Raw genomic sequence first — 534 nt, forward strand, 5'->3', positions numbered from 1 at the left:
GGGAGTCCTTTTTCTACGGTGCGGCTGGTACCGCACACGACCGATGCGTCCTGGGGCGTGGGTGAAGACCGACGCATTCGGCATCCTCCCAACTGGACGGACAGCCGGGGACCAGCCCTCCATTGGCGGCGGTCATGAGGGCGGCAAGCTCCTCCGCACCGTCGACTGCCCCTCCGCCCGGTCTGCCCTTCCACGGTGGAAGGCCACCAGGCCCGTCCGGCCCGCCACCCCGCAAGTCTCTCTCACCCTTTATTTGAGGAAACAACCATGTCGAACGCCCTGTGGAACCCGATCGTCGCCGGCGAGATCCCCCTGCCGCACCGGCTTGTGATGGCCCCCATGACGCGCAGCCGGTCCACCCCCAACGGCATACCCACCGAGCTGAACGCCGAGTACTACGCCCAGCGCGCCTCGCACGCCCTCATCATCACCGAGGGCACCCAGCCCTCCGCCGATGGCCAGGGCTACCTGCTCACCCCGGGCATCTACTCCGAGGAGCACATCGCCGGCTGGCGCAAGGTCACCGACGCCGTG

1 protein-coding gene is annotated in these 534 nt (G+C 68.2%); it reads left to right on the plus strand.

All coding sequences use genetic code 11. From position 1 onward, the window contains the following. Nucleotides 1–267: 267 nt before the first annotated feature. A partial coding sequence (locus AQJ91_RS48505) for an oxidoreductase (protein ID WP_456113471.1) occupies nucleotides 268–534 on the plus strand: 267 nt, incomplete at its 3' end.

It is taken from the genome of Streptomyces dysideae, from assembly GCF_001514305.1.
Classification (GTDB): Bacteria; Actinomycetota; Actinomycetes; order Streptomycetales; family Streptomycetaceae; genus Streptomyces; species Streptomyces dysideae.